20 protein-coding genes are annotated in these 20,071 nt (G+C 63.0%); 8 read left to right on the forward strand and 12 right to left on the reverse strand.

The window, feature by feature from the left end; genetic code table 11:
• On the reverse strand, positions 1 to 697 hold a 697-nt coding region (gene pyrF / locus BLX41_RS03660; RefSeq protein WP_185073362.1), incomplete at its 3' end, for an orotidine-5'-phosphate decarboxylase.
• 316 nt (positions 698 to 1,013) lie between these two features.
• On the opposite strand from pyrF, the gene BLX41_RS03665 reads away from it, so the two are divergent.
• The 3 genes from BLX41_RS03665 to BLX41_RS03675 all read left to right on the forward strand — a co-directional run bounded on the left by BLX41_RS03665 (position 1,014) and on the right by BLX41_RS03675 (position 3,084).
• Positions 1,014 to 1,778: a response regulator gene (locus BLX41_RS03665; protein ID WP_123723816.1), complete on the forward strand. Its 765-nt coding sequence runs from the start codon at positions 1,014 to 1,016 to the stop codon at positions 1,776 to 1,778.
• Complete coding sequence (locus BLX41_RS03670) at positions 1,778 to 2,827, forward strand: sensor histidine kinase (protein WP_123723817.1); 1,050 nt, start codon at positions 1,778 to 1,780, stop codon at positions 2,825 to 2,827. Before BLX41_RS03665 ends, BLX41_RS03670 begins: the two co-directional genes overlap by 1 nt.
• Positions 2,828 to 2,931: 104 nt before the next feature.
• Positions 2,932 to 3,084, forward strand: a complete 153-nt coding sequence (locus BLX41_RS03675) for a hypothetical protein (RefSeq protein ID WP_259744384.1) — start codon at positions 2,932 to 2,934, stop codon at positions 3,082 to 3,084.
• Positions 3,085 to 3,121: 37 nt separating this feature from the next.
• Here the strand turns inward: BLX41_RS03675 and BLX41_RS03680 are convergent, their stop codons facing one another.
• The 10 genes from BLX41_RS03680 to BLX41_RS03725 all read right to left on the reverse strand — a co-directional run bounded on the left by BLX41_RS03680 (position 3,122) and on the right by BLX41_RS03725 (position 11,691).
• Positions 3,122 to 4,174 carry an AI-2E family transporter gene (locus tag BLX41_RS03680; protein WP_123723818.1) on the reverse strand — a complete coding sequence of 351 codons (1,053 nt, stop codon included), beginning with the start codon at positions 4,172 to 4,174 and terminating at the stop codon, positions 3,122 to 3,124.
• Between the two features lie 69 nt (positions 4,175 to 4,243).
• On the reverse strand, positions 4,244 to 5,047 hold the full coding sequence (locus tag BLX41_RS03685) for a DUF4892 domain-containing protein (RefSeq protein WP_185073364.1): 804 nt from the start codon (positions 5,045 to 5,047) through the stop codon (positions 4,244 to 4,246).
• 8 nt (positions 5,048 to 5,055) lie between these two features.
• Positions 5,056 to 5,715 (reverse strand): glutathione S-transferase family protein, encoded by a 660-nt coding sequence (locus BLX41_RS03690; RefSeq protein ID WP_123723820.1) that lies wholly within the window; start codon positions 5,713 to 5,715, stop codon positions 5,056 to 5,058.
• Between the two features lie 50 nt (positions 5,716 to 5,765).
• On the reverse strand, positions 5,766 to 6,620 hold the full coding sequence (locus BLX41_RS03695; RefSeq protein WP_123723821.1) for an alpha/beta hydrolase: 855 nt from the start codon (positions 6,618 to 6,620) through the stop codon (positions 5,766 to 5,768).
• Positions 6,617 to 7,423: an alpha/beta fold hydrolase gene (locus BLX41_RS03700; protein ID WP_123723822.1), complete on the reverse strand. Its 807-nt coding sequence runs from the start codon at positions 7,421 to 7,423 to the stop codon at positions 6,617 to 6,619. Before BLX41_RS03700 ends, BLX41_RS03695 begins: the two co-directional genes overlap by 4 nt.
• Before the next feature lie 114 nt (positions 7,424 to 7,537).
• Positions 7,538 to 7,981, reverse strand: coding sequence for a hotdog fold thioesterase (locus BLX41_RS03705; protein WP_123723823.1), 444 nt, complete (start codon positions 7,979 to 7,981; stop codon positions 7,538 to 7,540).
• A 33-nt stretch (positions 7,982 to 8,014) separates the two neighbouring features.
• Positions 8,015 to 9,682, reverse strand: coding sequence for an AMP-binding protein (locus tag BLX41_RS03710; RefSeq protein WP_123723824.1), 1,668 nt, complete (start codon positions 9,680 to 9,682; stop codon positions 8,015 to 8,017).
• A 171-nt stretch (positions 9,683 to 9,853) separates the two neighbouring features.
• On the reverse strand, positions 9,854 to 10,303 hold the full coding sequence (gene sixA / locus BLX41_RS03715) for a phosphohistidine phosphatase SixA (protein ID WP_123723825.1): 450 nt from the start codon (positions 10,301 to 10,303) through the stop codon (positions 9,854 to 9,856).
• Complete coding sequence (locus BLX41_RS03720) at positions 10,300 to 10,647, reverse strand: DUF4389 domain-containing protein (protein ID WP_123723826.1); 348 nt, start codon at positions 10,645 to 10,647, stop codon at positions 10,300 to 10,302. The genes sixA and BLX41_RS03720 overlap by 4 nt, the downstream gene beginning before the upstream one ends.
• A gap of 18 nt (positions 10,648 to 10,665) precedes the next feature.
• Positions 10,666 to 11,691 (reverse strand): NAD(P)H-dependent glycerol-3-phosphate dehydrogenase, encoded by a 1,026-nt coding sequence (locus tag BLX41_RS03725; protein WP_123723827.1) that lies wholly within the window; start codon positions 11,689 to 11,691, stop codon positions 10,666 to 10,668.
• Positions 11,692 to 11,886: 195 nt separating this feature from the next.
• Between BLX41_RS03725 and BLX41_RS03730 the strand changes: the two genes are divergently transcribed.
• The 5 genes from BLX41_RS03730 to fabB all read left to right on the forward strand — a co-directional run bounded on the left by BLX41_RS03730 (position 11,887) and on the right by fabB (position 18,834).
• Positions 11,887 to 14,010 carry a TonB-dependent receptor plug domain-containing protein gene (locus tag BLX41_RS03730; protein WP_123723828.1) on the forward strand — a complete coding sequence of 708 codons (2,124 nt, stop codon included), beginning with the start codon at positions 11,887 to 11,889 and terminating at the stop codon, positions 14,008 to 14,010.
• A 1-nt stretch (position 14,011) separates the two neighbouring features.
• Positions 14,012 to 14,941, forward strand: coding sequence for an ABC transporter substrate-binding protein (locus BLX41_RS03735; protein WP_123723829.1), 930 nt, complete (start codon positions 14,012 to 14,014; stop codon positions 14,939 to 14,941).
• Positions 14,938 to 16,839, forward strand: coding sequence for an ATP-binding protein (locus BLX41_RS03740; RefSeq protein WP_123723830.1), 1,902 nt, complete (start codon positions 14,938 to 14,940; stop codon positions 16,837 to 16,839). The genes BLX41_RS03735 and BLX41_RS03740 overlap by 4 nt, the downstream gene beginning before the upstream one ends.
• A gap of 247 nt (positions 16,840 to 17,086) precedes the next feature.
• Positions 17,087 to 17,602 carry a 3-hydroxyacyl-[acyl-carrier-protein] dehydratase FabA gene (gene fabA, locus BLX41_RS03745; protein ID WP_011060067.1) on the forward strand — a complete coding sequence of 172 codons (516 nt, stop codon included), beginning with the start codon at positions 17,087 to 17,089 and terminating at the stop codon, positions 17,600 to 17,602.
• 11 nt (positions 17,603 to 17,613) lie between these two features.
• On the forward strand, positions 17,614 to 18,834 hold the full coding sequence (gene fabB, locus BLX41_RS03750) for a beta-ketoacyl-ACP synthase I (RefSeq protein WP_123723831.1): 1,221 nt from the start codon (positions 17,614 to 17,616) through the stop codon (positions 18,832 to 18,834).
• A gap of 121 nt (positions 18,835 to 18,955) precedes the next feature.
• Here fabB and BLX41_RS03755 read toward each other — a convergent pair whose 3' ends face one another.
• Positions 18,956 to 20,032: a methyl-accepting chemotaxis protein gene (locus BLX41_RS03755; RefSeq protein WP_404942738.1), complete on the reverse strand. Its 1,077-nt coding sequence runs from the start codon at positions 20,030 to 20,032 to the stop codon at positions 18,956 to 18,958.
• Between the last annotated feature and the right edge of the window lie 39 nt (positions 20,033 to 20,071).

Below are 20,071 nucleotides of genomic sequence, written 5' to 3' on the forward strand. Positions count from 1 at the left end.
GGGCCAGTTCGGCCACTACGTCGGCCAGGGCCTTGGCCGGATCGGCAGCCTGGCTGATGGGACGACCAATCACCAGGTAATCGGAACCGGCGTCCAGAGCCTGACGCGGGGTGAGAATCCGCCGCTGGTCGTCCTGGGCGCTGCCCGCCGGACGAATCCCCGGGGTCACCAGTTGCAGGGGCGGATGGGCGCTCTTCAGGGCCTGGGCCTCCAGGGCCGAGCACACCAGGCCGTCCATGCCGGCCTTTTGCGCAAGGGCGGCCAGGCGCAGGACCTGCTCCTGGGGCTCGATGTCCAGGCCGATGCCGGCCAGATCTTCACGTTCCATGCTGGTGAGCACGGTGACGCCGATCAACAGCGGTTTGGGACCTGTACGTTGATCCAGCACCTCGCGGCAGGCTGCCATCATGCGCAGGCCGCCGGAGCAATGCACGTTGACCATCCACACGCCCATTTCTGCGGCAGCCTTGACCGCCATGGCGGTGGTGTTGGGAATGTCGTGGAACTTCAGGTCCAGGAACACTTCGAAACCCTTGTCGCGAAGGGTCCCGACAATCTCGGCGGCACAGCTGGTGAACAGCTCCTTGCCGACTTTGACCCGGCACAGTTTCGGGTCCAGTTGATCGGCCAGTTTCAGTGCGGCGTCACGGGTGGGGAAATCCAGGGCGACGATGATAGGAGTCTGGCAGGCGGACATGAAGGGGCTCTCAGGCAAGTCGAAATCGGCGCGGATTGTAGCGCAAGCCGTGGCGATCCGGGACCCGATGCAAGGTAAATCATCCTCAACGGTGGTCGAGAATGCCGATCCGGCCGACAAATCCCCCCGGTGGCGCGGTCTTTGTATCAATCCGGATACACTGACGACACGTCAGCAACAATCCCCGACGCTACCCTCCCCAGCCGCAATACCCTCGAACAGCACTTCCAGCCCCCGGGCCGGACGCCTATGCTGAAGCCACAACCTCGCCGTCACCGTCTGGTGGCCGGCAGCCTACCTGGCAGATGAACGCCCCATGCATAACACTCCAGCCCCTCTCAACGACGACTCCAAAGCTGCAGTCAATGGCGACGACAAGCGCTGGAACACCCGGGCCCTGATCGTCGACGACGACGTACCGATCCGCGAACTGCTGATCGACTATCTGGCGCGTTTCAACATCCACGCCAGTGGCGTCACCGACGGAGCCGCGATGCGTCAGGCCCTGCAGGCCGAACACTTCGACGTGGTGGTACTGGATCTGATGCTGCCCGGAGAGGACGGCCTGTCCCTGTGCCGCTGGCTGCGCACCGAATCGGATATTCCGATCCTCATGCTCACCGCCCGCTGCGAACCCACCGACCGCATCATCGGCCTGGAACTGGGGGCCGACGATTACATGGCCAAGCCCTTCGAACCCCGAGAGCTGGTGGCGCGAATCCAGACCATCCTGCGCCGGGTCCGTGATGATCGCAGCGAACAGCGAGCCAATATCCGCTTCGACAACTGGCGCCTGAACAGCGTCCTGCGCCAGCTGATCTGCGCCGATGGCCTGGTGGTGCCGCTGTCCAATGCCGAGTTCCGCCTGCTCTGGGTATTCATCGAGCGCCCGCGCCGGGTATTGAGCCGTGAACAACTGCTGGACGCCGCCCGGGGACGCTCCATCGAAGCCTTTGATCGCAGCATCGACCTGCTGGTCTCGCGCCTGCGGCAGAAGCTCGGGGATGATCCGAAATCACCGCAGTTGATCAAGACCGTGCGCGGTGAGGGCTACCTGTTCGACGCCCGAGATATCGGCTGATGCGTGGGCGTTTCGATACGCTGTTCGGCCGCCTGTTCGGCGTCCTGCTGATCGCGATCGTACTCGCCCACCTGTTGGCGTTCTTCTGGTTTCACTATTACGGGCCACGGCCACCGCCACCTCCCCCCAATTCGGCGGTGCTCAACAACGGCCAGCCTCCAGCTCGGCCGCCGCATTTCCCGAGACGCCCGCCACGTCCCTGGTTCGGTGGTCCGCTGGTGCCCCTGACCTTCCAGTTCATCTCCTTGATCATCGCCGCCTGGTACGGCGCCAAGCTGCTCTCGCGACCCATCCAGCGTCTGAGCGATGCCGCCGAACGTCTGAGCGAAAATCTCGACAGCCCGCCCCTGGAAGAAGTCGGCCCCCGGGAAGCGCGACAAGCGGCCAGCGCCTTCAATCAGATGCAGAAGCGCATACAGGAACAGGTTCAGCAACGGGGGCGCATGCTCGGCGCCGTGTCCCATGACCTGCGCACTCCTCTGTCACGACTCAAGCTGCGCCTGGAACAGATCGAGGACAGCAAGCTGCAAGGACAGATGCGCCAGGACCTGGACGACATGATCAAGATGCTCGATGCCACCCTCAGCTATCTGCATGAACAACGCACCAGCGAGGCCCAGCAATGGATGGATGTGCAGGCGCTGGTGGAGTCGCTGTGCGAGAACGCCCAGGACCAGGGCGCCGACGTCCAGGCCCAAGGCCATTGCGCGCCCCTGCTGGTGCAGCCAATGGCCCTGCAGTCCTGCCTCAACAACCTGCTGGACAACGCCTTGCGCTATGCCGGACAGGCCACCCTGGCCCTGGAAGACAACCGTGAGCAGTTGCTGATCCGGGTCATCGACCACGGGCCGGGGATTGCCGCCGACAAGCGTGAGGCTGTGTTCGAGCCCTTCTTCCGCCTCGAAGGCTCGCGCAACCGCAACTCCGGCGGCGTCGGCCTGGGCATGACCATCGCCCGCGAGGCGGCGGAGCGCATGGGTGGACAATTGCTGTTGGACGAAACCCCGGGCGGCGGCCTGACTGCAGTGTTGCACCTGCCTCGTCCCTGAGCGCCTTGTGTAGCGACGGGTAGAAAATTCAAATACCCAGGACAACTCCCCCCTGAGACTGCAAGAGCCGGTGCCTCCCTATGGCAGTGACGGTATCAACAGCGATGGCGCTGCAAGCCGGACGCAATCAGCACAGCGGCTCCCAGGCCCCGCAGGCGAATATCGCCGAAGCCCTGGGCAAGATGATCGCCAACTTGAGCAAGCCGTATCAGTTGAACACCAGCAGCGTCGGCAACAGCGTCAACGTCGCGGCTTGAAGCAATTGCCGCTCCCATGGGAGCGGCAATCGGAAGATCAGCGCGGTTCCTGGGTCCGGGCCTGGCTGGCGCTCCAGTCCAGCAACAGGCTGTAGGCCACCGCCAGCAGGGTCGGGCCGATGAACAGGCCGATAAAGCCGAAGGCAATCAGGCCGCCGAACACGCCGAGCAGCACGATCACCAACGGCAGGTTGCCGCCGCGGCTGATCAGGTACGGTTTGAGCACGTTGTCCACGCCGCTGATGATGAAGGTGCCCCAGATTCCCAGAAACACCGCCATGCCGTACTCGCCTTTCCAGGCCAGCCAGGCGGTAGCCGGAATCCATACCAGGGGCGGTCCCATGGGAATCAGGCTGAGCAGGAAGGTGACGATCCCCAGCACCAGCGCCCCGGGAACGCCGGCAATCAGAAAACCGATCAGCGCCAGCACGCCCTGGGCTGCTGCGGTACCTATGACTCCGTTGACCACCCGTTGCACGGTGCCGGCCACCAGATCGATGTAATACCCGGCCCGGTCACCGATCAGGCGTTCCAGCAGCTTGTGCACGAACAGCGCCAGGCGCGGACCGTCGCGGTAGAAGAAAAACACGAAGACAATGCTCAGGGTCAGCTCAAGAATGCCCCCGCCAATCTGTGCACTGCGGGCCAGCAACCAGTTGCCCACCTGCCCCAGGTACGGTTTGACCGCCAGCATCAGGGCCGCGCCCTGCTGGTCGATGCTGTCCCACAGCGCCACCAGGCGCTCCCCAACCAATGGCAAGCCACCGAGCCAGGCGGGAGCCTCGGGCAACCCGTCCACCTGCACGTCCTTGATAAAGGCCGTGGCATCGCGCACATGGTCCGCCAGATTGAGCCCAAGCCAGACCAGGGGCGCCGCCACCAGGACCATCCAGCCCAGGGTCAGCAACGCCGCGGCCAGGGATTCGCGGCCATTGAGCCAACGGGTCAGCAATCGCATCAGAGGCCAGCTGGCAAAGGCCAGCACCGCCCCCCAGAACAGCGCCGACCAGAAAGGCGCCATCACCCAGACGCTGGCACCGAACAACACCAGGAGCAGGATCTGCACCAGCAGGCGATCGTTATTGGGCATGAAATGTCTCGCGCAAGAAGAATCAGAGAAGAGTAGGCGAACCCGCGAGTGCGGGCCGCCTGAAACAGCTTAACGCAGCAATTCGAAGTGCAGGCCGGCCACTTCGGTGTTGCCGGTCTCCATGCGCGCGGCCAGCACGCCCTGGCCGATCAGGGCCTGGCGCCAGGCTTCAGCCTGTTTGCCGGACAGGCTGACCCGCATCGTGGTGTCCAGGTTCAAGCCGCGGGAGAGCAGGTTGAGCCAGACGGGCTGGGGGTCCGTCAGTTTTGGCAGATCCAGTTTTCCCGTGTCCTTCAACTGCCGTAGCAGGGTCGCCGAGGTGGGCAGCAAGTCGCCTAGAGGCGCTCCAGCATCGAACTGCTCCACATGGAGGTAGGCCCGGCGATTACCCCGGGTGATGCTGTACAAGGCCACCAGGCTGTTGTCCTGGGGCGCCGCCAGGCGCAACAGCAGATAGGCCTGCTGCTCATCGGCGCCGTACAGCTTGGCGTTGCCGAACACTTCATTGGCCCACAGGCTGCTCTCGCCGCAATCGCGCGCCTGGCACCAGAACAACAGCTCGGCCCCCTGCTTCTGCAGGGCCTCCCGGGCCAGGGTGAAGGCCTCGTTGGAGCTGCGCTCGGCGGGCAATTGGTAGGTAATGGCGGTGAGCTTGCCCCGGGCATTGACCTGACCGTCAAAACGCAGCTGGCCGCTGATCCTGCGGACTGACCCCAAGGGGTAGACGCGCTCCTGCTCCACTTCTGGGCGGTAGTCGACGATTTGTGCGTCGGTCAGACGGGGAACCAAAGGCAGGTCATGACTGCCCGGCAGATCGGCGGCAAGCGCCAGCGAACTTAACAAGGCCAAGCCCGAAACACTGATTGAACGCATGAAAACTCTCATCGGATAAGCATGGCCTGGGCGCCTTTGACGACGCTGGCGTCGTCACTGCGTTGCGGAACCTGCAAGCCGCGCTGGACGGCAGGCCGGGCCTCCAGGGCCGCCATCCAGCGTTGCAGGGCCGGCAATCCCTGCACCGAGACACCGGACCATTCATGACCACGCACCCAGGGGAAGGTGGCGATGTCGGCAATGCTGTAGTCCCCGGCCAGATAGTCGACCTGTTGCAGGCGAGTATCGAGCACCTCGTACAGGCGCCGGGTTTCATGCTGATAGCGGTCGATGGCGCCCTGGAGCTTTTCCGGGAAATAGCGCAAGAACACGTTGGCCTGGCCCTGCATGGGCCCCACCCCGCCCATCTGGAACATCAGCCACTGCATGACGATGGAGCGGCCCTTGGGATCGGTGGGCAGCAACTGGCCACTGCGTTCGGCCAGGTACACCAGGATCGCGCCGGATTCAAATACCGGAAAATCACCATTGTCGCGGTCGACGATGGCCGGAATACGCCCATTGGGATTGATCTTCAGGAACGCTGGGGCTTTTTGCTCCTTCTTGTCGAAACTCAGGGCATGCACTTCATAGGGCAGCCCGAGTTCTTCAAGCAGGATGGAAACCTTGTGACCATTGGGGGTCGCAGCGGTGTACAGATCTATCATGGTTGTCTCCCATTTCAACCCGCCCAGCCTCGACAGTTGCCCCCGTCAAGTCAAGGAACGGCGAAAAACCGATTGAAACAGTCTGCGACAAAGCCGGCACCGGTCTCATCATTGAGATGCAGATGGTGGCCGCCTGGCAGCTGTTCACGGCTAAAGGGTAGACGCTGCAACAGCGCTTCGTGCTTGGCCAGCATGCCATCGGCCGCTACCACCAGCTGGGTTGGACAACTGATCCGCTGGACGAACGACATGGCCTGCTCTTCGGTCAGGCGCAGCGGCGAGGCCAGGGTCAGGCGACTGTCACTGCGCCAGGTGTAACCGCCAGGCACCGGCATCAGGCCACGCTGGGCCAGCAGTTCGGCAGCCTCGCGACTGACCGCCACCAGCCCCTTCATCCGCGCCTCGATGGCCCGCTCCAGGGTGCTGTAGACCGGCTTGCGCTTGTCCTGCAGGTTGATTTGCGCCTGCAGGGCCATGCCCAGGCGTTCGGCGGCGTCCTCACCCTTGGCGGTTGGAGGAATGACCCCGTCGATCAAGGCCAGGTGACTGACCCGCTCCGGCAGCGCGGCCGTCAGCACCAGGGATACGATCGCCCCCAGGGAATGGCCCATCAGGGCGAAACGCTTCCAGCCCAACTGTTCGGCGACTTGCAGCACGTCGTACACGTAGTCCCACAAGGCGTAGCCGGCTCCCAGGGGGCGATGCCCGGAATGACCATGGCCGGCCAGGTCCAGGGCAACGATACGCAGCCCCTTGAGCTTGGGCGCCAGCCGGGCAAAGCTGTTGGCGTTGTCCAGCCAGCCGTGCAGGGCGATGACCGGCAAACCGTCTTCGGGGCCGAACAGATGAGCCGCCAGTTCGATGTGAGGCAGACTCAGGCGCACTTCCTCGACGGTATGGCTCATGCACAACTCCGTTGTTGGCGATCGTCCCAGCGGCTGAACAGCTCCTTGAGCAAGGCCGCCGTGGCATCGGGCCGTTCAAGGGGAAACATGTGGCCGCCGGGCATGGTCAGCGACTCACCCTGGGGCATGCGCCCCACCGCACTGGTGTGATGACGCATCACCACCCGGCTCTGCTGCCCCCGCACCACCGCCAGAGGCACCTTTAGCTGGCGGGCGCTGCCAGGGCTGGTGTGGGGCACACCGCGATAGATACTGATCTCGGTAGCCGGATCGAAGCGCAACCGCAGCCGGTCGCCCACTTGCTGCAGGCCATGCTGCAAGTACGCGTCCAGACAGTCCGGGTCGAAAGCGCGAAACAGGGTCTTGCGCGAGAAGTAGCTGCGGGCCGCTTCGATATCGGCAAACTCCTCGCGACGTCCCAGGGTGCGCCCGGCGGGAGTCAAGCGGTCGATGAAGCCAAAACGCTTGGCGGCGCGGATCACCCATTGATCGGCCCGGGTCAGCACCGGGGAGTCGAGCATGACCACGCCCCGATACAGCTCCGGACAACGCAAGGCCGCATGCAAGTGCAACACCCCGCCCAACGAATGTCCGACGCCCCATACCGGCTGGGCCTGCTGTTGCAGGTGGTGAATCAATTCGTCCACCAGGCTGCGCCAGTTGTCGTCCACCGGAAAGCGCGGGTCATGGGCATGCTGCTGCAAGTGGCTGACCTGGAATTCAGGCGCCAAGGCAGCGAACAACTTGCCGTAAGTCCCGGAGGGAAACCCATTGGCGTGAGCGAAAAACACCTGTTGCGACATACCGACTCATCCATCCACCAAACCAACAACGATTGTCCGCAAGGCCCTGTACCAGGGCAATGACCGTAACGGACAGGAATGCTGACACCCGGGCTCAGCCTATGGCCCGTCGTCTCAAGGCGCCGGCGGCTTCTGCCCCAGCGGCACCACCGCCATGGTCAGGCGCGAGACGCAACTGGCCTTGCCTTCATCACTGCTCAAGCGGATGTCCCAGACGTGGGTGGTACGCCCGATATGAATGGCCCTGGCCACCGCTGTCACCCGGCCGCTGCGCAAGCCCCGCAGATGGTTGGCGTTGATCTCCAGGCCCACGCAATAGAACTGGCTGGCATCGATGCACAGATAACTGGCCATGGAGCCGACGCTCTCCGCCAGCACCACCGATGCGCCACCATGCAGCAGGCCATAGGGCTGGTGGGTGCGATGATCGATGACCATGCTCGCCGTCAACGACTCCTCGTCATAGGACTCGAAGCGAATATCCAGCACTTCGCCGATGGTGTTCTTCTGGATTGCGTTCAGTTGCTCAATGTTCGGAGTGGTACGCCACAGACTCATCGCCGCTTCCTTCTTTCGGGTTGTTCTTGTCGATCAATCCTGCCACAGCACGGCTTCGCTACGCTCGCTCCAGGTTTGAAAACTCCCGCCATAGGTGGCCTCGATCACATTGCGCTTGATCTTCAGGGTCGGGGTCAGAAAGCCGTTCTCCACGGCCCAGTTGTCCTTGACCACCACCAGCCGGTGCAAACGCTCGTGCTTGTCCAGGCTGCCGTTGACCCGGGCCAGTAGGCTTTCCAAGCTGTTGTGCAGTCCTTCCCGGGAGCTGCCGCCAGCGGCCTGCAAGCCGGCCGCCGAAAGCACACACAAGCCCATGGGCGCGCTCAACCCATCACCCACCACACATACCTGCTCGATATGGGCATGCACCGCCAGGCGATTCTCGATGGGGGCCGGAGCCACATACTTGCCCTTGCTGGTCTTGAAGATTTCCTTGAGCCGGCCAGTCAGGCGCAAATTGCCGGCGGCATCCTGCTCGCCCTTGTCACCCGTGCGCAAAAAACCATCCTCGGTGATGGTTTCCGCGGTTTTCTGCGGATCCTTGTAATACCCCAGCATGGTAGCCCCGCTGCGCACCTGGACCTCCCCCGCCTCATCGATACGCACTTCGACCTCCGGACAAGGCCGGCCGATCCAGCCCGGAACATGCTCCCCGGATCGCCCGATATGGGAATAACCGCAGCTTTCGGTCATGCCGTAGACCTCCAGCACGTCCAGGCCCAGACGGCGATACCAGTGCAACAGGGTCTGGGGCACCGGCGCGGCCCCCGACAAGGCCAGACGCAATGCGTCGAGCCCCAATCCGGCCAGCACCTTGTGACCGACGCGCCTGCCGATAAAAGGCAGGCCCAAAAGAAAATCCAGGCGCTTGGCCGGCACCTTGCTGTAGACCCCCATCTGGAACTTGGTCCAGATCCGCGGCACGCCAAATAGTGCAGTGGGCCTGGCTCGCTGCAGGTCAGCCAGGAAGGTGTCGAGGCTTTCGGCAAAGAACACGGTCTGCCCAGTGTAGATCGCCGCCATCTCGACGAACATGCGTTCGGCCACATGACACAACGGCAGGTAGGACAGCAACCGATCCTCGGGGCCCAGGCCGAAAAGCCCGACGCCGTGGCTGGCGGCAAAGCCCAGGTTGCCGAAACTGTGCATCACGCCCTTGGGCAGACCGGTGGTACCGGAGGTGTAGATGATGGTGGCCAGTTGATCCGCAGGCGGGCAAGGGCTGTCCGCCTGCGGTTGGCAACGCTGCACCTGGTCCCAGTCGAAATCGAAATGCCCCTCGGGGCCCAGCGGCAGACGGATGGTGGGCAACCCGGGCTTGACCCCCGGGGCCATGCCCGGCCAGTCATCGAGCTTGCCGATGAACGCCAGGGCCGACTCGGAATGCTCCAGTACCTGGGCCACCGAATCGGCTGTGAGGTTGGGATACAGCGGCACCGACACATGCCCGGCCATCCAGATCGCCAGGTCGCTGATGATCCAGTGGGCGGAGTTCTTGCCGATGATTGCAATGTGGCTGCCGGGGGCCAGCTGGCGCTCCCGCAACCACTGGGCGGCACGACGGGCCTGTTGGCCGACGTCGAACCAGCTCAACGCCTGCACCTGCCCTCCGGCGCTGGGCTGAACCAGGAAACGTTGGTGGGGATGACGAGCTTCGCGCTCGTAGAACACTTGCAGCGGCAAACTAAAAGCAGCAGACATGACTCGCTCCTTTGTTTTTATTCTGTTCGTGATACCAACCAAGCACTTGCTTGGCTGACTATTCCACGCACAAAGGAGCGCTGCAAGTTAAGAAATGTAGCGGATCACGACCCGATACCGACCGGGTGCAAAAGGTGATGGCGGCCGGATGATTCCCGGCCGCCGACAGCATCAAGGGTGCTTGACGCCGTTGAGGGTCATCAGTCCCGCCAGAGGCCAGTCGCCCTCCAGCTCCGCAAGGCTGGCGGTGTTCATGGGCTGGGGATCACGCAGATGGCCATGCTGCAACAGGCCGATCAGGCTACCCACCAGGGGTTGATGGCTGACCAGCAGCAAATTGTCCGCACTGTCCAGTTGCTGCAGCACCTGCAGCGGATTGGCCTCCGGCGTCAGCCAGGACACGGTGCGGACCTCTCCTTCGAACCCCAGCGCCTCGCGTACCAGCTGGGCAGTCTGCTGGGCGCGTACATAAGGGCTGGCGATGATTGCGCTGATGGGCTGGCCAATCAGTTGCGCGGCGCTGCCCAGCACTTCCTCACGGCCATGGGCGGTGAGATTGCGCTGAGCATCGGTGGCCGCGTGGGATTCGGCCTGGCCATGGCGCAGGACCCACAGTTTCACAGCTTGGGCTCCTCATCGCGCACCGGATGGGGCGCTGGCGGCACGCTATGGGGAGCCTCCCCTTCAGGTGCCCGTGGGGTTGGCCAATCCGAGAACGGCCAGGGCTTGTGCTCGGTATGGAAGCTGCCGAAACGGCCGATCTGAGCCAGGAACTGGCTCAGGCTGTCACCGAAGTTCATCAGGCTGGCATTGGGTGCGCCATAGATCAACCGATAAACAAGCTGCACCAGGACCAGGGTGCCAAGGAGGAACTGCGCCACCTGCCACACCATCACGAACACCAGCATCCACAGCACGCGCAGGAGGATGGATTCGTATTTGGCTTCGGAATTCGTATCGTTCATGTCTGGCTCCTGTGCTACTCAGTTGAATCCGCTGGTGGAGATAAAGTCGACGTCGGTTTTCGGCTCGCCGCGCATCAGGAGCTCGATCACCTGATTCAGCGTACGCCCTTCGAACAGAATCGCGTGCAGCCCGGCTACCAGCGGCATGTAGACCCCCAGTTCCTGGGCCTTGACCTTGAGCACCTTGAGGGTGTTGACGCCCTCCGCCACTTCGCCCAGGCGGGTCACCGCCTCTTCCAGGCTCAGGCCCTGGCCCAGGGCAAAGCCCACCTGGTAGTTGCGGCTCTTGGGCGAGGAACAGGTGACGATCAGGTCACCAACACCGGCCAGACCGAGAAAGGTCATGGGATTGGCGCCCTGGCTCACGGCAAAGCGGGTCATTTCCGCCAGGGCGCGGGTAATCAGCATGCTCTTGGTGTTTTCACCCATGCCCAGGGCCACCGCCATGCCGGCGATGATCGCGTAGACGTTCTTCAGCGCCCCGCCCAGCTCCACGCCAAAGCGGTCGGCACTGGCATAGACGCGGAAGGTCCGGCCATGCAGCGCGGCCTGGACCCGCTGGCACAGTTCTTCGTCTTCACTGGCGACCACGGTAGCGGTCAGGGCGTGTTCGGCCACTTCACGGGCCAGATTGGGCCCGGAGAGCACGCCGATTCGCGCTTGCGGGGCGATATCCTCGAGGATCTCGCTCATCAGCTTGAAGGTCTGGGCCTCGATGCCCTTGGTCAGGCTGACCAGCATCTTGCCGCTCAACAGTTGCGCGTGGGGCGCCAGCACCGAGCGCAAGGCGCTGGACGGCAAGGCGACAAAGCACAGGTCACTGTCATTCAGGGTGGCCAGCAGGTCGGTGACCGGCTCCACCGCCGGATGAATCTTGATGCCCTTGAGATAGCGCGGATTCTCGCGATTGACCCGAATGGCCTCGGCCTGTTCGGGATCACGCATCCACTGCCGCACCGGGTGACCGTTCTCGGCCAGCAGATTGGCCACGGCGGTACCAAAACTTCCGCCTCCCAGGACCGCAATAGGGCGCTGTTGTGTCATATGCAATCCGTTTATCCATAGCAGTGGCGATGGCGGCATTATACGGAGCGGTTTTCCCACCACCAGCCCCAGCGGCCATTCAGACGATCTGTCGGGAACGGGCGGGGTCATTCGGGGAATGTCGGGCTTATCGACTGGAAAACTCGACTGTCTCGGTTAACATGCGCGCCATCTTTCAAGATTCAAGGCTGTGCCGTGTCCGTTGGCCCCTCACCCCTTCGATTGTCATTGCTGCTGGGCATGCTGTTCGGCCACTCGGTGCTGGCCGACGATCTGTTTCTCGACGGTTCCGCCCTGCCGCAAGTCTTGACCGCCACCCGCCTGAAACAATCCCCTGCCGCGGTCCCCGGCAGCATGACCGTGCTCGACAATGAACTGATCAAGGCCAGCGGCGCCCGGGACATCAGCGAACTGCTGCGCCTGGTGCCGGGCATGATGGTCGGCGCCATCAGCGGCAACCAGGCCACCATCAACTACCACGGCACCAATGCCAGCGAAGCCCGACGCATGCAGGTGCTGATCGACGGGCGTTCGGTGTATCGCGCGGGCCTGGCCACGGTGGACTGGAGCGATATCCCAGTGGCCATGGAGGACATCGAGCGCATCGAAGTGTTTCGTGGCCCCAACACCGTCAGCTACGGCGCCAACGCGCTGATGGCGGTGGTCAACATCATTACCCGCTCACCCGCCAACAGCCACGGCACGCGCTTCAAGGTGACCCGGGGCCAGCGCGGTATCAACGATTGGTACGCCAGCCAGGGCACCGGCTGGGAAGGCGGCGACCTGCGGCTGTCGTTGTCGGGGCAGGAAGATGATGGCTTCGACAAGAATCGCCTGGGGGCCGACTACCGCGACAGCAAGCGCTTGAACCGCTTCAGTCTGTCCGTGAGCCAGATGCTCAATGAACAGCAGAGCATCGACTGGCAATTGAATGCCAAGGAAGGCACCAACCAGCGGCCCTATACCTATCAGCCGGTGTTCCACGGGGTAACCCAGCAAGGCAACAACTCCGATGTGGTGGCCAAGGACTACGCCGGGTCACTGCGCTGGAACCTGGAGCTCAATCCACAGCACAGCCTTTATATCCAGGGCTCGGCCCAGCACTGGGACCGCCAGCAGACCTGGCGTGCCTGCGACGCGGCAATTTCCTTCAGCCCCGAGCTGACACGCCTGTGGCAACTCAACCCGAACTACGCCGAGCGCCTGGCGCGCCACATGCCCGATTATTTAAGCGCGGCGCCCGGTGGAACCCCGACGGAACAGGCATTGGCCAACCAGGTCATCGACCAATGGAAAACCGGCGGCGGCAAGAATACCGTCTGCGGCAATATCGACCAGAGCGCCCGGGAAACCCGCTACGACCTGGAGTTGCAGGACACCCTGAGCCTCAGCGATAACCTGCGGCTGGTCAGCGGCATGAACTATCGTTACGACCGGGCCGACTCCGAAACCTACTTCAACGGCACCCTCGACGACACCACCTGGCGCCTGTTCGGCCAGTTGGAGTGGCGGGCCAGCGAACACTGGCTGATCCAGGGCGGGGCTATGTACGAAGACACCCAGCTGACCGGCAACTCGCTGACGCCACGGATCGCCGTCAACTACCTGATCAACCCGCGCCACGGGCTGCGCGCAGTGTATTCGGAAGCCATCCGCTCTGCGGACATGTTCGAGAACAACGTCAACTGGAGCTACCGGGTCACCGGTCTGAGTGCTCCGGTCTACGGCCAGAACAGCGCCCAGTACTTCGTCAGGACCCGTGGCCCCGGCAATCTTGACCAGGAGCACATGCGCTCTCGGGAGCTGGGCTACAACGGCTATTTCATCGACCAGGCACTGAATCTGGACATCAAGCTGTTCTACGACGAAATCAGCGGAATGATCAGCGAACCGCTGCGCAACAACCAGTACATCGCCAGCAACAACAACTCGTCGCGCTTCTCCGGCACCGAGAGCCAGCTGGACTGGCAACTGAGCCGCGCCGACCGCCTGCGCCTGACCTACGCCTATGTCCATGCGCAAGCCAGCAATCGCCTGGACCAGCACCTGACCGCCAGCAACAGCGGTTCTGCCGGCTGGCTGCGCAATTGGGGCCAGGGCTGGTCCAGCGCCCTCTTCTACTATGGTGACAACGCCCTCAACGGCTACCGCTTCCAGCGCATCGACACCCGCATCGCCAAGCGCCTGGTACTGGGCAAGGCCAGCCTGGAGCTGGCGGGCACGCTGCAACAGCGGCTTGACCATGAGCCCACCACCTTCGCCGACAACCTCTACGACTCACGGCACGTGGCCTACCTCAGTGCCGAGCTGGAGTTCTAGCATGAGCCAGCGCGGGCCCTGGAAGGCCCTGGGCATTCATCGCTGTCTCGGTCTCTGCCTGATCCTCCTGGGCATGCTGCTGGCGACTCCGCTGCGGGCAGCCGAAGTGCTGCTGACCGCCAGTGAAGACAACGACAGCGTGCGTACCTTCACCGAGGAACTGGCCACCCTGCGGCCTCAGGACCAGGTGCGCTTCGTGCCCTTGGCACAACTGCCGGCACCGAGCCAACTGCCCGGGGCCACGCGCCTGATCCTGCTGGACCCGCAAAGCCTCGATTGGCGCCTGCAAGACCCGCAAGGACCGGCCACCCTGGTCCTGCGGATCAGCCGCCTGCAGGCCCAGCAGCGCCTGCAAGGCACGCCTCACCCCAAACTCAGCTTGCTCTGGAGCGACCCGCCCCTGAGCCGCCAACTGAGGTTGATCCACAAAGTGTTGCCCCAGGTGCGCCGGGTCGGCGTGCTGTACAGCGAGGACAGCCAGTTCCTGCTCAAGGAGCTGCGCGACGCAGCGCAATCCATGGAAATGGAAATCATCGCCGAACCCTGGAACAGCACCAATGACAGCCGCCCGCTGCAGAACCTATTGCGCAACAGCGAGGTGTTGCTGGGCCTGGACGACCCCAGGCTGTACAACCCAAAAACCGTGAAGAACCTGCTGCTGAGCAGCTACGCCCGGCAACAGGCGCTGATCGGGCCCAATGCCGGCTTCGTCAGGGCCGGCAGCCTGGCCAGCACCTACAGCGACCAGCAGGACTGGCTGCAGACCCTGGACAGCCTGCTGGATCAACCACCGCCCCGCTGGCCCAGGGAGCTGTACCCGGCGGCCTTCAAAGTACTGAGCAATCCACAGGTGGCACGTTCCCTGGGCATCGAGGAAATCGACCCGGAAACTCTAGCCCGCCAGTTGAGTGAAGGAGAGAAACACCCATGACATTGCGTCGCCGATGGGATATCCAGACCCGCACTCAGCTCATCAGCCTGGGCCCGGCCCTGCTCCTGACCCTGTTGCTGATCAGCTTCTTCACCTTCGTGCGTCTCCAGGATCTGCGCCAAGAGCTGAACCACACCGGCCAACTGATAGCCAACCAGTTGGCCCCCGCCACCGAGTACGGGGTGATCTCCGGCAACAACGAAGGCCTGGAAAGCCTGTTGCAAGCCACCCTGGCCACGCCCCATGTGCACTTTCTGGAGGTCCAGGACAGCGCCAACAACATCCTGGTGTATGTCGAGCAGCCGTCCGCCAGTCACAACCATGCCCAACAGATCAAGGTATTCCAGGCGCCGATACGCTTGCAGCGCATCCAGGTGCACAACGACTTTCTGCAGAATGATCCCGCCAGCCTGAGCCCCCAGGGTGACGGTTACCTGGGGCGGGTCATTGTCGGCATGTCCAATGACGCCTTCAGCCAGCGTCAGCAGGAAATCCTCCTCAAGGCCGGGATTCTCGCCCTGTTCGCCTTGCTGTTCACCTTCTTCCTGGCCCGACGCCTGGCGGCCGGCCTGGCGCAACCCATCCGCGCCATGGGCCACGCGGTGAAGGCGATCCAGGAAGGCGACTTCAAGACGCCGCTGCCGATTGTCGATGACGGCGAGCTGGGCAATCTGGCGCGACATATCAACAACCTCGCCGCCGGCCTGGAACTGGCCAGCCGTGAGCAGCAACAGGCAATGTCACAACTGATCCAGACCCGGGAAGATGCAGAGCGGGCGAACAAGGCCAAATCGGACTTCCTGGCGATGATGAGCCATGAGTTGCGTACCCCGATGAACGGCGTGCTGGGCATGTTGCAACTGCTGGAAACCACCGAGATGACCCAGGAGCAGAGCGAGTACGCGGCATTGGCTTCGGAATCCACCGAGCATCTGCTGAAGGTGATCAATGACATCCTCGATTTTTCGCGCATCGAGCGCTCGGCCCTGGAACTGGAACACATTCCGTTCAACCTTGCCGAATTGATCAGCAGCTCGGCCCAGGCCTTCCAGCACAGCGCATTGCAACGAGGCCTGGACCTGCAGCTGCGGCTGCCGCCGGGCATGGAGTCGCTGCAGGTCAAGGGCGACCCGACGCGAATCCGCCAGATCCTGGTCAACCTGATCGGCAACGCGCTGAAGTTCACCGAACAGGGCAGCGTCACCATCGAGCCCCAGTGGCAGGCCCTGGATCACGAACTCCTGTGGTTCACCTGCTCGGTGCGCGACAGCGGGATCGGCATCAGCCCCGCCAGCCTGGAACTGATGTTCGATGCATTCCAGCAGGCCGACAGTTCGATCTCCCGACGCTACGGCGGCACGGGCCTGGGCCTGCCGATCGCTCGGACCCTGGCTGAACGCATGGGCGGCACCCTGCGCGCCCAGAGCGAGGAAGGACAGGGCTCGGTATTCACCCTGGAAATCCCCCTGGCGCTGTTCCAGCAAAGCCTGCCAGTGCTGGCCCCTCGGGTGAGTACCAGCGCACATCAGGGCGATGGCCGCAACGTGCTGCTGGTGGAGGACAACCCGGTGAACCAGACCGTGATCCAGGCCATGTTGCGCAGCCTGGGCTTCACCGTGAGCATCGTCACTGACGGTGCCCAGGCGGTACGCAGCGCCGAAAGCCTGATTTTCGAGGCTATTTTGATGGACTGCCGACTGCCACTGGTCGACGGCTATGAAGCCACCCGGCAGATCCGCCAACTGCCCGGCTGTGCCGATTTGCCAATCATCGCCCTGACCGCCAATGCCTTGCAGGGCGACCGTGAAGCCTGCCTCGCCGCGGGCATGAACGACTACCTGGCCAAGCCGTTCAAGCGTGCGGATCTGCAGCAAATTCTCCAACGTTGGGTGCAATAACCGGCTATTTTCGAACAGCTACGACTGGCGTGACGGGCGAAAGTGCGGCAGTCTTAAGCACCCGACGGGGCCCTGAAAAGGCCCTCAAAAAAAATTTCAGTGCACAAGTGTACATTCATGCCCTTTGTGCTGTGACTTTCACTACAACGCAATAGTCTATGAGTAGGCTGCCGGCTCGAGGCATGAACGCTTCGATCGGCCGGGAAGATTGCCCAACCCTGCCGCACGGGACTATTGAGGAGCTCGCATGACCAAACAAAACGCCTTTACTCGGGAAGACCTGCTGCGCTGCAGTCGCGGTGAGCTGTTCGGCCCAGGTAACGCGCAACTGCCCGCCCCCAACATGCTGATGGTGGATCGCATCACCCATATCAGCGAAGAGGGTGGCAAGTACGGTAAAGGTGAATTGGTCGCTGAGCTGGATATCACTCCAGACCTGTGGTTCTTCGCTTGCCACTTCGAAGGCGATCCGGTGATGCCGGGCTGCCTGGGCCTGGATGCCATGTGGCAGCTGGTCGGTTTTTTCCTCGGCTGGCAAGGCCTGCCGGGCCGCGGCCGTGCCCTGGGTTCGGGGGAAGTTAAATTCTTCGGCCAGGTACTGCCGACCGCGAAAAAAGTCACCTATAACATTCACATCAAGCGCGTGCTCAAGGGCAAGCTGAACATGGCCATCGCCGATGGTTCGGTCAGCGTTGACGGCCGCGAAATCTATACCGCCGAAGGCCTCCGGGTCGGCGTGTTTACCTCAACTGACAACTTCTAAGGGTTATCCGCATGCGCCGCGTCGTTATCACAGGTCTTGGCATTGTTTCGTGCCTGGGCAATGACAAAGAGACCGTCTCCGCTAACCTGCGTGCAAGTCGCCCTGGCATCCGCTTCAACCCGGAATATGCCGAAATGGGTCTGCGTAGCCAGGTTTCCGGCTCCATTGACCTGAACCTTGAAGAGCTGATCGATCGCAAGATCTATCGCTTCGTCGGCCACGCAGCGGCTTATGCCTACCTGGCCATGAAAGACGCCATCGCCGACTCCGGCCTGAGCGAAGAGCAAGTATCCAACCCCCGCACCGGCCTGATCGCCGGCTCCGGCGGTGCTTCGACCCTGAACCAGATGGAAGCGCTGGACATCCTGCGCGAGAAAGGCGTCAAGCGCGTTGGCCCATACCGCGTTACGCGGACCATGAGCAGCACCGTTTCCGCCTGCCTGGCCACGCCGTTCAAGATCAAGGGCCTGAACTACTCCATCGCTTCTGCCTGCGCCACCAGTGCTCACTGCATCGGTACCGCCATGGAACAGATCCAGATGGGCAAGCAGGACATCGTCTTCGCCGGTGGCGGTGAAGAAGAGCATTGGACCCAGTCGTTCCTGTTCGACGCCATGGGCGCCCTGTCCACCCAGTACAACGAAACCCCGGAAAAGGCCTCCCGCGCCTACGACGCCAAGCGTGACGGTTTCGTCATTGCCGGCGGTGGCGGCATGGTGGTGGTCGAGGAGCTGGAACACGCTCTGGCCCGTGGCGCCAAGATCTACGCGGAAATCGTCGGCTACGGCGCCACTTCCGATGGCTACGACATGGTGGCTCCAAGCGGCGAAGGCGCAATCCGCTGCATGGAAATGGCCATGTCCACCGTCGACGCACCGATCGACTACCTGAACACCCACGGCACTTCGACTCCGGTCGGCGACGTTGCCGAGATGAAGGGCGTGCGTGAAGTGTTCGGCGACAAGGCCCCGGCCATCAGCTCCACCAAGAGCCTGTCGGGTCACTCCCTGGGCGCCGCCGGCGTTCACGAAGCGATCTACTGCATGCTGATGATGGAAGGCAACTTCATGGCCGGTTCGGCCAACATCGACGAACTGGATCCGGAAGTGGCCGACATGCCTATCCTGACCAAGACTCGCGAAGACGCCACCATCAACACCGTGATGAGCAACAGCTTCGGCTTCGGTGGCACCAACGCCACCCTGGTGCTGAAACGCTGGCAGGGCAAGTAAGCCCCGCCGCTTCGCCGAATGAAAAAGCCCCGACTGGTTCGGGGCTTTTTTTTCGCCTGGAGTTCGCCGGCAAGCCGGCTCCTACGCCTCCTGTATGAGGCGGATTGCCGGCCAAACAGCCTCACACCGAGAAGCGCGCCACCATGGTGTTCAGATCCACGGCCAGCCGCGACAACTCCTGGCTGGCGGCGCTGGTCTGGTTGGCCCCCGCCGAGGTCTGCAGCGCCAGATCGCGGATATTCATCAGATTGCGATCCACCTCCCGCGCCACCGCTGCCTGCTGCTCCGAGGCACTGGCAATCACGATATTGCGCTCGTTGATCAGGGTGAAGGCCGTAGCGATTTCCTCCAGCGCCTGCCCTGCCGCCTTGGCCACTTCCAGAGTCGAGCGAGCCCGGTTGTTGCTGTGCTGCATGGAACTGACCGCCTGGTCGGTGCCTTGCTGGATACCGCCGATCATCTGCTCGATTTCCTGGGTCGACTGCTGGGTCCGATGGGCCAGGGCCCGCACTTCGTCCGCCACCACGGCAAACCCGCGCCCGGCATCCCCGGCCCGCGCAGCCTCGATGGCCGCGTTCAGTGCCAGCAGGTTGGTCTGCTCGGCGATGGAGCGAATCACATCCAGCACCTTGCTGATGCCATAGACCTTATGCGCCAGGTCTTCCACCTGACTGGCATTGGTCGTCACATCCTCAGCCAGCGACTCGATGGACAGCACCGTCTGATGCACCTGCTCACGCCCATGCTGGGCGATCCGGTCCGACTCCCGGGAGGCTTCGGACGTGGCTACGGCATTGCTTGCCACCTCCTCCACCGCCGCGGTCATCTGATTCACCGCCGTGGCCGCCTGCTCGATTTCCAGGCTCTGCTGATGCAGGCCCCGGGTCGCATCCTCGGTCACGCAACTGAGCTCTTCCGAAGCGGAGGCCAACTGGCTGGAAGAGTCGGAAATACGCCGGATGGTTTCCCGCAGACTGTGCTGCATCGCCTTGAGCGCCTGCAGCAGGCGTGCCGGCTCATCCTTGCCAACCACCGTGATGTCCCCCGTCAGGTCACCGCCAGCCACCACCTCGGCGACACTCAGGGACTGGGCCAGGGGCAGGACAATGCTGCGGGTCAGCAACAATGCCAGACCAATGGTCACCAGCGCCGCCACCACGATCATGCTCACCACCCAGACCCGTGACTTGCTGAACACGGCCTGGGCCAGATCCGTGGCCTGGGTCGCGCTCTGCTT

The sequence above is a fragment of the Pseudomonas protegens genome (genome assembly GCF_003732485.1).
GTDB lineage: Bacteria > Pseudomonadota > Gammaproteobacteria > Pseudomonadales > Pseudomonadaceae > Aquipseudomonas > Aquipseudomonas protegens_B.

Bases quoted from the DNA above. Each gene is read 5' to 3' on its own strand.
- BLX41_RS03665 (WP_123723816.1), top strand. From the start codon at position 1,014: ATGCATAACACTCCAGCCCCTCTCAACGACGACTCCAAAGCTGCAGTC.
- BLX41_RS03670 (WP_123723817.1), top strand. From the start codon at position 1,778: ATGCGTGGGCGTTTCGATACGCTGTTCGGCCGCCTGTTCGGCGTCCTG.
- BLX41_RS03675 (WP_259744384.1), top strand. From the start codon at position 2,932: ATGGCGCTGCAAGCCGGACGCAATCAGCACAGCGGCTCCCAGGCCCCG.
- BLX41_RS03680 (WP_123723818.1), bottom strand. From the start codon at position 4,174: ATGCCCAATAACGATCGCCTGCTGGTGCAGATCCTGCTCCTGGTGTTG.
- BLX41_RS03685 (WP_185073364.1), bottom strand. From the start codon at position 5,047: ATGCGTTCAATCAGTGTTTCGGGCTTGGCCTTGTTAAGTTCGCTGGCG.
- BLX41_RS03690 (WP_123723820.1), bottom strand. From the start codon at position 5,715: ATGATAGATCTGTACACCGCTGCGACCCCCAATGGTCACAAGGTTTCC.
- BLX41_RS03695 (WP_123723821.1), bottom strand. From the start codon at position 6,620: ATGAGCCATACCGTCGAGGAAGTGCGCCTGAGTCTGCCTCACATCGAA.
- BLX41_RS03700 (WP_123723822.1), bottom strand. From the start codon at position 7,423: ATGTCGCAACAGGTGTTTTTCGCTCACGCCAATGGGTTTCCCTCCGGG.
- BLX41_RS03705 (WP_123723823.1), bottom strand. From the start codon at position 7,981: ATGAGTCTGTGGCGTACCACTCCGAACATTGAGCAACTGAACGCAATC.
- BLX41_RS03710 (WP_123723824.1), bottom strand. From the start codon at position 9,682: ATGTCTGCTGCTTTTAGTTTGCCGCTGCAAGTGTTCTACGAGCGCGAA.
- BLX41_RS03720 (WP_123723826.1), bottom strand. From the start codon at position 10,647: ATGAACGATACGAATTCCGAAGCCAAATACGAATCCATCCTCCTGCGC.
- BLX41_RS03725 (WP_123723827.1), bottom strand. From the start codon at position 11,691: ATGACACAACAGCGCCCTATTGCGGTCCTGGGAGGCGGAAGTTTTGGT.
- BLX41_RS03735 (WP_123723829.1), top strand. From the start codon at position 14,012: ATGAGCCAGCGCGGGCCCTGGAAGGCCCTGGGCATTCATCGCTGTCTC.
- BLX41_RS03740 (WP_123723830.1), top strand. From the start codon at position 14,938: ATGACATTGCGTCGCCGATGGGATATCCAGACCCGCACTCAGCTCATC.
- fabA (WP_011060067.1), top strand. From the start codon at position 17,087: ATGACCAAACAAAACGCCTTTACTCGGGAAGACCTGCTGCGCTGCAGT.
- fabB (WP_123723831.1), top strand. From the start codon at position 17,614: ATGCGCCGCGTCGTTATCACAGGTCTTGGCATTGTTTCGTGCCTGGGC.